Source organism: Streptomyces sp. UNOC14_S4 (assembly GCF_020740835.1).
Lineage (GTDB): Bacteria > Actinomycetota > Actinomycetes > Streptomycetales > Streptomycetaceae > Streptomyces.
This window is the reverse complement of the sequence record NZ_JAINFC010000304.1, coordinates 1-9,383: the sequence shown is the minus strand read 5'-3', so window position 1 is coordinate 9,383 and position 9,383 is coordinate 1. Positions and strand designations below refer to the sequence as shown.

10 protein-coding genes and 1 tRNA gene are annotated in these 9,383 nt (G+C 70.0%); 6 read left to right on the top strand and 5 right to left on the bottom strand.

Going from position 1 to position 9,383, the window contains the following annotated elements; all coding sequences use genetic code 11:
• Positions 1-96: 96 nt before the first annotated feature.
• Positions 97-184 (top strand) — tRNA-Ser (locus tag K6I34_RS24225).
• 162 nt (positions 185-346) lie between these two features.
• Here the strand turns inward: K6I34_RS24225 and arsM are convergent.
• Positions 347-1,222, bottom strand: a complete 876-nt coding sequence (arsM, locus tag K6I34_RS24220) for an arsenite methyltransferase (RefSeq protein ID WP_229328450.1) — start codon at positions 1,220-1,222, stop codon at positions 347-349.
• A gap of 101 nt (positions 1,223-1,323) precedes the next feature.
• On the opposite strand from arsM, the gene K6I34_RS24215 reads away from it, so the two are divergent.
• The 3 genes from K6I34_RS24215 to K6I34_RS24205 are packed head-to-tail and all read left to right on the top strand — an operon-like array spanning position 1,324 to position 3,219.
• Positions 1,324-1,713, top strand: coding sequence for a helix-turn-helix transcriptional regulator (locus K6I34_RS24215; RefSeq protein ID WP_229328449.1), 390 nt, complete (start codon positions 1,324-1,326; stop codon positions 1,711-1,713).
• Complete coding sequence (gene arsB, locus K6I34_RS24210; RefSeq protein WP_308294049.1) at positions 1,710-2,816, top strand: ACR3 family arsenite efflux transporter; 1,107 nt, start codon at positions 1,710-1,712, stop codon at positions 2,814-2,816. The genes K6I34_RS24215 and arsB overlap by 4 nt, the downstream gene beginning before the upstream one ends.
• On the top strand, positions 2,809-3,219 hold the full coding sequence (locus K6I34_RS24205) for an arsenate reductase ArsC (protein ID WP_229328448.1): 411 nt from the start codon (positions 2,809-2,811) through the stop codon (positions 3,217-3,219). Before arsB ends, K6I34_RS24205 begins: the two co-directional genes overlap by 8 nt.
• Positions 3,220-3,302: 83 nt before the next feature.
• Here the strand turns inward: K6I34_RS24205 and K6I34_RS24200 are convergent, their stop codons facing one another.
• Positions 3,303-3,701 carry a heavy metal-responsive transcriptional regulator gene (locus K6I34_RS24200; RefSeq protein WP_229328447.1) on the bottom strand — a complete coding sequence of 133 codons (399 nt, stop codon included), beginning with the start codon at positions 3,699-3,701 and terminating at the stop codon, positions 3,303-3,305.
• A gap of 84 nt (positions 3,702-3,785) precedes the next feature.
• On the opposite strand from K6I34_RS24200, the gene merB reads away from it, so the two are divergent.
• Positions 3,786-4,775, top strand: a complete 990-nt coding sequence (merB, locus tag K6I34_RS24195; RefSeq protein WP_229328446.1) for an organomercurial lyase — start codon at positions 3,786-3,788, stop codon at positions 4,773-4,775.
• Positions 4,776-5,152: 377 nt separating this feature from the next.
• On the opposite strand, the gene K6I34_RS24190 is transcribed toward merB, so the two are convergent.
• The 3 genes from K6I34_RS24190 to K6I34_RS24180 all read right to left on the bottom strand — a co-directional run bounded on the left by K6I34_RS24190 (position 5,153) and on the right by K6I34_RS24180 (position 7,364).
• Positions 5,153-6,376 (bottom strand): site-specific integrase, encoded by a 1,224-nt coding sequence (locus K6I34_RS24190; protein WP_229328445.1) that lies wholly within the window; start codon positions 6,374-6,376, stop codon positions 5,153-5,155.
• A gap of 11 nt (positions 6,377-6,387) precedes the next feature.
• The gene (locus K6I34_RS24185; RefSeq protein ID WP_229328444.1) at positions 6,388-6,687 is read right to left on the bottom strand and encodes a helix-turn-helix domain-containing protein; all 300 of its coding nucleotides are present in this window, start codon (positions 6,685-6,687) and stop codon (positions 6,388-6,390) included.
• Positions 6,688-6,818: 131 nt separating this feature from the next.
• Entirely contained in the window at positions 6,819-7,364 is a 546-nt protein-coding gene (locus K6I34_RS24180) for a helix-turn-helix transcriptional regulator (RefSeq protein ID WP_229328443.1), read from the bottom strand.
• A gap of 277 nt (positions 7,365-7,641) precedes the next feature.
• Here K6I34_RS24180 and K6I34_RS24175 point away from each other — a divergent pair, with 277 nt between their 5' ends.
• The gene (locus tag K6I34_RS24175) at positions 7,642-9,177 is read left to right on the top strand and encodes a DnaB-like helicase N-terminal domain-containing protein (RefSeq protein WP_229328442.1); all 1,536 of its coding nucleotides are present in this window, start codon (positions 7,642-7,644) and stop codon (positions 9,175-9,177) included.
• The last annotated feature ends 206 nt before the right edge of the window (positions 9,178-9,383 follow it).

Sequence of the window (9,383 nt, the reverse complement as noted above, 5' to 3'; positions counted from 1 at the left end):
CCCTCCCCCACCTCGGACCCGTCCCGGACCCTCTCCGCACCCCTCCGCGGATCACCTGTTCGCGAGCACCCCTCAGCGTCTTGTATTGTTTCTCCCGGAGGATTCGCCTAGAGGCCTAGGGCGCACGCTTGGAAAGCGTGTTGGGGGCAACCCCTCACGAGTTCGAATCTCGTATCCTCCGCCAGTGCCTCACCGGGCACTTGAAGACCCCGACCGGGAAACCGGCCGGGGTCTTCTGCGTTCCGTGGTCTCAGTTTTGGTCTCAGTTGGCCGGGAGGCTCCGTTCACCGGTCACGGGAGGACGGATTGACGCACGACGCCGCCCCCGCTGGCCGTGTGGCCCTCGTCACCGGCAGCCGCAGCCGGCAGCCGACTTCGCCTCGTGGGCCGTGACCGCCGGGTCGGCGGCTTCTTCGGAGTCCGCGCAGCAGGCGGCGACACCGCAGCAGGTCTCCGGCCGGGCCGGATCGGCGGCGGTGGGCTTGGTGGCGCGGACGATGGCGGAGTGCATGCCGTCGGCGACCTGGTGGGTCGGGGTGATCTCGATGTCCGTGAATCCGGCGACTTCGAGGCCCTGGCGGTATTCGGCGAGGGAGAGGGCGCCAGCGATGCAGCCGACGTAGTCGCCGCGATCGGCCCGCTGCTCGGTGGTGAGGTCGTCGGCGGCGACGACATCGGAGACGCCGATGCGACCGCCGGGGACGAGGACACGGAAGGTCTCGGCGAAGACGGCCTGCTTGTCGGTGGACAGGTTGATCACGCAGTTCGAGATGACGACGTCGATCGCGTTCGCGGGCAGCGGGATCGCCTCGATGGCGCCCTTGAGGAACTCAACGTTCGTCGCGCCCGCCTTCGCCGCGTTGGCCAGCGCCAGAGCGAGCATCTCCTCGGTCATGTCCAGCCCGTACGCCTTGCCGGTCGGACCGACCCGGCGGGCGGAGAGCAGCACGTCGATGCCACCGCCGGAACCGAGGTCCAGGACGCGCTCACCTTCATGGAGGTCGGCGACGGCCGTCGGATTGCCGCAGCCGAGCGAGGCGGCAACGGCTTCCGCGGGCAGCACCTCCCGCTCGGCGGAGGCGTAGAGGGTGGAGCCGAAGTTCTCGTCGACCTCGATGGCCTGTGGCCCGCAACATGCGCTGCCGCCTTCGGCGACCTGGACGGCGGCGGCCGCGTAGCGCTGGCGGACGGTCTCCCGCAGGTCAGCGGACTGCTCGCTCATGATCGTGCCTCTCTCTCGCCGAGCCGGGCCCGTGAACCGGCTGCATCGATGTTCTTGGATGCAAGGTTGCGCCTTGGATCGAAGAACGTCAACATAGAGACATGTCGAAACAAGAGCTTGAGGTACTGGGCCAGGACGCTGCCGCCGACGCCTGCTGCCCCGGCCTGCTGGCGGCCCCGCTCGCGGAGGACCAGGCGGTCGAGCTGGCGAAGGTCTTCAAGGCCCTGGGCGACCCGGTGCGGCTGCGGCTGCTGTCGATGATCGCGTCACGCGCGGGCGGCGAGGTCTGCGTCTGCGACCTCACCCCGGCTTTCGATCTGTCCCAGCCGACGATCTCCCACCATCTCAAGCTCCTGAAGCAGGCCGGACTGATCGACTCCGAACGCCGTGGGACGTGGGTGTATTACCGGCTGCTGCCGGAGATGACGGACAAGCTCGCGGGAATCCTCACCCGCCCCGCCGGGCAGCCCTTGCCCGAGGCGGTCTCGTGACCGCCCAGGCTCCCGCCGCGGGGCCGGTCGCGGGACGGCTGTCCTTCCTCGACCGCTTCCTGGCGGTGTGGATCCTCGCCGCCATGGCCGCCGGCCTCGGTCTGGGCCGCCTCGTCCCCGGCCTGGGAGACGCGCTCGCGAAGGTGACCGTCACCGGCGTCTCATTGCCGATCGCTCTCGGCCTGCTCGTGATGATGTACCCGGTGCTGGCCAAGGTCCGCTACGACCGGCTCGACACCGTCACCCGCGACCGCCGCCTGCTCGTGCCCTCGCTGGTCCTGAACTGGGTCCTGGGCCCGGCGGTGATGTTCGCTCTGGCCTGGCTCTTCCTGCCGGATCTGCCGGAGTACCGGACCGGGCTGATCATCGTGGGCCTGGCCCGCTGCATCGCCATGGTCATCATCTGGAACGACCTTGCCTGCGGCGACCGCGAGGCCGCCGCCGTCCTCGTCGCCCTCAACAGCGTCTTCCAGGTGATCGCGTTCTCCGCCCTGGGCTGGTTCTATCTGTCCGTCCTGCCCGGCTGGCTCGGACTGGAGACCACGGGCCTGGACGTGTCCGTGTGGGAGATCGCCCGCTCCGTCCTGATCTTCCTCGGCATCCCGCTCGCCGCCGGATTCCTCACCCGCCGCCTAGGCGAGAAGGCCAAGGGCCGGGACTGGTACGAGTCGAAGCTGATCCCCCGCATCGGCCCGTTCGCCCTCTACGGACTGCTGTTCACCATCGTCGTGCTCTTCGCCCTCCAGGGCGATGCGATCACCTCCAAGCCGTGGGACGTCGGTCGGATCACGCTGCCGCTGCTGGTCTACTTCGCCGTGATGTGGGCCGGATCCATGGCCCTCGGCAAGGCCGTCGGCCTCGACTACCCCCGGGCGACGACGCTGGCGTTCACCGCCGCGGGCAACAACTTCGAACTCGCCATCGCGGTCGCCATCGCCACCTTCGGCGCCACCTCCGGCCAGGCCCTCGCTGGAGTCGTCGGTCCCCTCATCGAGGTCCCCGTCCTGATCGGCCTGGTCCACGTGGCCCTGGCCGCACGCCGCTACTTCCCCGGCTCCCCCGCGGCAGCCACCCTGTCCCCGGAAGGAACCGCCCGTGTCTGACAAGCCCTCCGTCCTGTTCGTGTGCGTCCACAACGCCGGACGCTCCCAGATGGCCGCCGCCTTCCTCACCCACCTCGGTCAGGGACGCATCGAGGTCCGCTCGGCCGGCTCGGCCCCGGCCGACATGGTCAACCCCGCTGTCGTGGAAGCAATGCGCGAAGCCGGTATCGACATTTCCACCCAGCAACCGAAGGTCCTGACCACCGAGGCCGTTCAGGCATCCGACGTCGTCATCACCATGGGCTGCGGCGACGCCTGCCCGATCTTCCCCGGCAAGCGCTACCTCGACTGGAAACTCGACGACCCCGCAGGCCAGGGTGTCGACGCCGTACGCCCCATCCGTGACGCGATCGAGGAGCGGGTCCGGAGTCTGATCACCGAGCTGCTTCCCGCCCACGGCTGAGGACCAGTACGGCGGAAACCCGGACCACCGCGCGGGTCTGGGCTTTCGCCGCTGCCGCTCCCTCAGCCGACCGCGGCCGTTGCTCAAGGCCGGGTGAGGATGCTGCAGATGTCTGCGTCAGTGCAGGTACTGGGGTCGGTGTCTGCGGCGCGGCGAGCGAGGTCGCGCAGGGCGGTGCGGGTCTTGCGGAGTTCGGCAAGACGCTGCTCGATGTCGGCGAGGTGCTGCTCGATCAGATCGCCGACGTGCGCGCACGGGGCCTCGCCACTGTCGCGCAGGGCGAGAACGCCCCGGATCTCGGCGAGCGTGAGGCCGGCGCTCTGGGCGTCGCGGATGAAGGCCAGACGCGTGGCTGCCTGGGGCGGGTACTCGCGGTAGCCGCCAGAGGTGCGCGGCGGCGGAGCCAGGAGGCCCGCCTGCTCGTAGAAGCGGATGGCCTTGGTGCTCAGCCCGCCGGCAGAGGCGAGCTCTCCGATACGCATACGACCCAGGTTAGCCCTTGACCTTCCAGTGCACTGGAAGGTCTACCGTCAGCGGCAGGAGGACCGACCTGGGAGGACGGCATCATGCGGATCACGGTCCTGACAGTTCCCGACTGCCCCAACGCCCCGGTGATCCAGGAGCGGATCACGGCAGCACTCGGCGGGCGGAGTGCCACCATGGACCTGGTCGAGGTGACGGACGAGACCGAGGCCGCGCGGTGGGGCATGACGGGATCGCCGACGGTCCTTCTGGACGGTGTGGACCCGTTCGCCGCCCCGGGGGCACCGCCCAGCGTGTCCTGCCGCCTGTACCGGAGCCGCGACGGCTTCGTGGAGGGATCACCCACCGTGGACGACCTGCGGCAGGCGATGGAGGCGGCGGCCATGCCCACCCGCAAAGCCCCGCCCGCAGATGTCCTCGACCCTGTCGGACGGGCCGGTCGGGGTCGGCTCGCCCCGGTCGAACGAGGTCTTCGGGCAGTGCAGCAGGCGATCCTTCGACACTTCGCCACCACCGGCAGCGCGCCCGGCCTGGCGGTGCTGGAGCCGGTAGCGGCCCCCTTCAGGCGGTCGGCGCGCGACGTGCTGGCCGAGCTGGCCGCCGAAGACTTCCTCACCCTGGACGAGACCGGGGCGATCCGGGCCGCGTACCCCTTCTCCGCCGTACCCACCGCTCACCGGGTGAGCGTCGCCGGCGGGGCCGATGTGTGGTCGATGTGCGCCATCGACGCGCTGGGCATCCCGGCGATGCTGGGCACGGACGTCGTGATCTCCTCCGCCGACCCGGTCACCGGCACTCCGGTCACGGTGACCGTCACCGGCGGGCGGATGGAGTGGAAGCCGCAGAGCGCGGTGGTGTTCGTCGGCCGCCGCTCCGGGCCGGGGCCGGCCGCCGAAGTGTGCTGCGACACCCTGAACTTCTTCACCGACGCCGCCAACGCCCAGGCATGGGCCGCCCAGCACCCGGACGTCACCGGCGAGGTGGTCCACCACGCACAGGCCGAACAACTCGGCACCCGGGTCTTCGGGCCTCTGCTCGGCGAGACCCCCGCCGTACGGCCATGCGACTGCTGAAGGGCAGGCCGTGATGCCCATGCCCCGCCACCAGCCCGGTGGCATCCACACAGCCCTCATCGCGGTCGGCGCCGCTGTGCTGGCCGTCGCGTGTTGCGCAGGACCGGCGCTCATCGCCGCCGGCGCCCTCGGCGTGCTCGGTACCGCGTTCGCCAATCCGCTCGTGATCGCCGGAGCCGCGCTACTTGCCACAGGTACCGCGGCGTGGCACCTGCTCCGACGGCGCCGTACGCGACGGTCATGCTGCCCACCGAATTCAACCGGCGATGTCCCGCACGCTGAAAGCACGCGGCACTCCCGATGACGTTGCGGCGGCACCGACCCAGACGCAGGGGCCCCCGGCCTGTTCAAAGGCCGGGAGTCCCTGCGTCTTGTTCTCAGCCGCCCGCGGCTCCCCACAGCAGACCGCCCACCTTGTCGGCAGTGTCCTGGAGGACCCGGCTCGTCAGGTGCTGGTACCGGCGCCGCATCCGCGCGGACTTGCCGGGCTCCCATCCCATGATCGCGTCGACGACGACGTCCGGGACGCCGAGGATCAGCAGGACCGTTCCAGCGGTGTGGCGGGCGTCGTGGAGGCGACCCTCACGGATCCCAGCCGCCTTCAGCAGCTCCTTCCACTTGTGGTGGTCGGTGTTGGGGTTGAGGGGCTCACCAGTCGGCGACGTGAAGACGTAGCCCTTCTCCACCCAGAGGTCCCGCGCAAGCCGTCGCTCACGGTCCTGCTCCTCCTTATGCCGCCGCAGCAGCTTCATCAGCTCCTCCGGGACGCCGATGGGCCGCTTACCGGCCCGCGACTTGGTCTCCTTCGTCTCCCGCCGGGTGTTGATCTTCTGCGGGCAGTAGCCGGGCTTGCGCCCGCAGCGGTCGCCGCATCCGTGCTTGTACCTCGGCCGCAGCCGCCCACGGCTGACCCGGATCACCCCGGCCTCCCAATCGACGTCCGTCCACTGGAGGCCGAGGGCCTCGCCCTGGCGGAGGCCGAGGGCGAGCGCGATGACCCAGCGGGCAGTGTTGCGGTGCCGCTCGGCCTCCAACAGGATCCGCTGGACCTCCTCGACCGAGTAGGGCTCGACCTCTTCCTCTTCGAGGCGTGGCGCCTTGGCGATGGTGGCGGGGTTGACGGTGATGTGGCGGCGGCGAACGGCCTCGTTGAGCGCGGTTCGTACAGTCCGGTGGGCCTGGTGGGCGGTGCCCGCCGAACTCCCGTTGTCCTGCATCTTCTTGTAGAAGCGCTCCAGGTGTTCGGGCTCCAGCTTGGCCAGGCGGTGGGCGCCGACGCCGGGGATGAGGTGGTGGTAGACCGCGACGCGGTAGCCGTCGATGGTGTTCTCGGAGACGTGCAGGGCGGCGATGTTCTCGACCCAGTGGGTGAGCCAGGTCGTCACCGTCCAGGTCTGACCGGCCTTGCGGACACCGCCGGCATCGCGCTGCCGCTCCAGCTCGCGTACGGCCTTGGTGACCTCGGCTCGGGTCTTGCGGCCGATGTGACGACGGTCGGGGGTGCCATCGTCCTTGATGCCGACGGTGACGCGGCCGTGCCAACGGCCGTCCTTGCCTAGGTAGATGGACGAGGCACCGTTGGGCTGGCGGGACTTGGCCATGTCCGCCGCCCTCAAGCCGCAGTGGCGAGGTCGGCCGCGCCGAGGCGCCGGGCGAGGAACTCGTTCACCGCCTCGGCGGGTATTCGGCGCAAGCTGCCGATCTTCACGGAGGCGATCTCGCCGGAGGAGACGTACTCGTACATCTTGGTGCGGCCGATGCCGACGCGACGGGCGGCTTCGGCGACGGTGAGCCCGACGAGGGTGGGGTCGCCGTGGGAGCCGTTCCGCTCCTCCATGAGCGTGCGGAGGTTCTCCTCCGGAACGCCGAGGAGATGGGCGATCTGGGAAACGGGCAGGGCGTTCTTGGGCAAGGGTGGTCCTCGTCCCGGCAGGCCACTATGGGGCGGCAACCCCGGCCATGCCGTGTTGATCGTTCAGGGATGGGCGTTGATGTGCTGTCTGACGTCCGGTGTTCGTAGCACCAGGGCGTCAGGTGAACCGATTACTCGGTGACGGGCTTGGCAGGAGCGGCGTCGCCGAGCAGGCTTCGGTGCCGGGCAGGCACGGAGTCGTAGCGCGTGAAGTCGTTACCGGCGGCGCCGGCGAGTTCGTAGGTGAGCAGGCCCTTGACCATCTCCTCCTGGTCAGGGTGGGCCTTGATGTAGTCGTCGATGTCGGCCTTGGCCCGGTCAAGGGGCTTGCGGACGGCCCGCCAGTCCTTCCACCGCTCGACGTATTCGCCGACGAGCCTGCGCACCTCGGCGTTGGAGACGTGGCCCGGCGGGCTGGCCAGGTCGTCGAGCGGGATGTCGAAGACCTTGCAGAAGCCGAGGGCCTCGTCGAGGTTGACCCTGCGGCGGGGCTTGCCGCTCTCGATGCGCCAGATCGCGGCCTGGTTCACCGGGTGGCCGACCTCGGCCATGCGCTCGGCCAGCTTCTGCGTGCTCCAGCCGCGGAACTCGCGCTCGAGCTTGATGCGCTCAGCCACGTTGTTCTCCGGCAGCGGCCGCTCGGGGCCGGCGCGGGCGGCACCTTCTTCACTGCTCATTGCTCGCGCCTCCTTGCGACATACCTCCGCCGGACCAGCGCGGCCCGGGGTGAACAGCTAACTCCATTTCGGATACGAATGCAACTCATTCGGGAGCGCATCAGATGGGGTAATGTGGTCGCGGCCGCCGCTGAACGGCGTCGGACATGAAGAAACCCCCGGTGCTACGAACACCGGGGGCCGAAGAAGAAAACCTCACGACCGCCCATCCCTGAACGACCAAGACCGGCCTGGCCGGGGTTGCCGCCCCATATGGCCTGCCGGGTGAGGAGTTTCCTTGCCAAAGGGTACGGCCCAGCCGCCGGAGATGCCATCCCGGCAGGCAGCAGGGCCCGTGTCGCCGACCGACATGACCATTCAGCCACCGCATGACGCGGTCGCTGAACAGGCGGTCCTCGGCTCCTGCATGCACGGCCCCGACGTGATCGACGAAGTCCGCACCATGCTGGATGCGGCCGACTTCTACCGGCCGCAGCACGAGACGATCTGGCGAGCGCTGCTGGCTCTCCGGGGCGAGGACAAGCCGACCGACCCGATCACTGTGAGCGACTTCCTCACGTGCCAGGGCGACATCAACCGGGTCGGCGGAGTGGTCTACGTCCACCAGCTCTACGGCGCCCCGCCCTCGGCCAGCCATGCCGCCTACTACGCGGACATCGTGCGCCGGACCGCCGCCCTACGCCGACTGCGCGAACACGGCATCCGCACCGTCCAGCGCGTCCAGGAACCGGGAGCCGACCCCGACGAGATTCGCTCAGAGATCGAGACGGACCTCGGCGCCGAGCGGGAGCGGGCGCTCGCCTCCGGTAGCGGGCGCCTGTCCCGCTACCTCGTCGACGGCTGGCGGTTCGTGACCGAGACCGGTGCGGACAAGGAGCCGCTGTGGGGCACGCGGGAGAAGACCGCGTGGGCGTCCGGCGAGAGCCTGATGATCGTCGGAGCACCGGGCGTCGGCAAGACCACCCTGGCCCATCAGGTCGTCCTCGCCCGCATCGGCCTCCAGGGCACCGTGCTCGACATGCCGGTCGCACCCAGCAAGCGGGTGCTCTACCTGGCCATGGACCGCCCGCAGCAGATCGCCAAGGCCATGGCCCGCCGCATCGGCCGGCACGACGAGGCGATCCTGCGTGACCGGCTCGTCGTGTGGCAGGGCCCGCTGCCCACGAGCCTCGACAGGGAGCCCGACCTCCTCGCCGACCTCGCCGCCGCCCACCAGGCCGACACGATCGTGATCGACAGCCTGAAGGACGCGGTGAGCACCCTCGTCGACGACGCCCTCGCCGTCGCCTTCAACAACGCCCGCCAGCGCGCCATCCGCAACGGCGTCGAGGTCATGGAGCTGCACCACCAGCGCAAGTCCCAGGAAGGGACCGCGAGGGACACTCGGCCTTCCCTCGACCGCGTCTACGGCTCCACGTGGATCACCTCCGGCGCGGGCAGCGTCCTGTTCATCTCCGGGGAGGCGGGCGACCCAGCCGTCACCCTCCACCACCTCAAGACGCCCACCGGCGAGATCGGCCCGCTGCAGCTGATCCACGACCACGCGCACGGCACCACCACCCTCGACCCCGCCCTGGACCCGATCACCATCCTGCGCGCCGCCCCCGGCGGCCTCGGCGCCCGTGATCTCGCCACCGCCCAGACCGGCGAGAGCAACCCGGGCCGAGCCGCCGTCGAGAAGGCACGCCGAGCCCTGGACAGCCTGGTCAAGGCGGGACTGGCCACCAAGGCGGACGGACTCGCGGGCGGCAGCGGCGGCGGACAGCAAGCCCGCTATTACGCGTCCGCACGCCACATCGCCGCCGTCTGCTGACCTCACCGCGCGAGCGGGCCGACCGTTCACGGGACCGTACACGCGCCCCTCACGGAGCCACGGCCCGAAAACCGTTCACACCGATCACGCTCGCGACAAAACCGCAGGTCAGACGATCACGCGACCGTACACGGCGTACACGCGCCGAGCGATCACGCGCGAGCCCCCCTTTAGAAGGGGGCTCGCGTGTACGCCCCCTCCGTGAA

Excerpts from the sequence above, each read along its gene's own strand:
- arsM (WP_229328450.1), bottom strand. The coding sequence starts at position 1,222 with ATGAGCGAGCAGTCCGCTGACCTGCGGGAGACCGTCCGCCAGCGCTAC.
- K6I34_RS24215 (WP_229328449.1), top strand. The coding sequence starts at position 1,324 with ATGTCGAAACAAGAGCTTGAGGTACTGGGCCAGGACGCTGCCGCCGAC.
- K6I34_RS24200 (WP_229328447.1), bottom strand. The coding sequence starts at position 3,701 with ATGCGTATCGGAGAGCTCGCCTCTGCCGGCGGGCTGAGCACCAAGGCC.
- merB (WP_229328446.1), top strand. The coding sequence starts at position 3,786 with ATGCGGATCACGGTCCTGACAGTTCCCGACTGCCCCAACGCCCCGGTG.
- K6I34_RS24190 (WP_229328445.1), bottom strand. The coding sequence starts at position 6,376 with ATGGCCAAGTCCCGCCAGCCCAACGGTGCCTCGTCCATCTACCTAGGC.
- K6I34_RS24180 (WP_229328443.1), bottom strand. The coding sequence starts at position 7,364 with ATGAGCAGTGAAGAAGGTGCCGCCCGCGCCGGCCCCGAGCGGCCGCTG.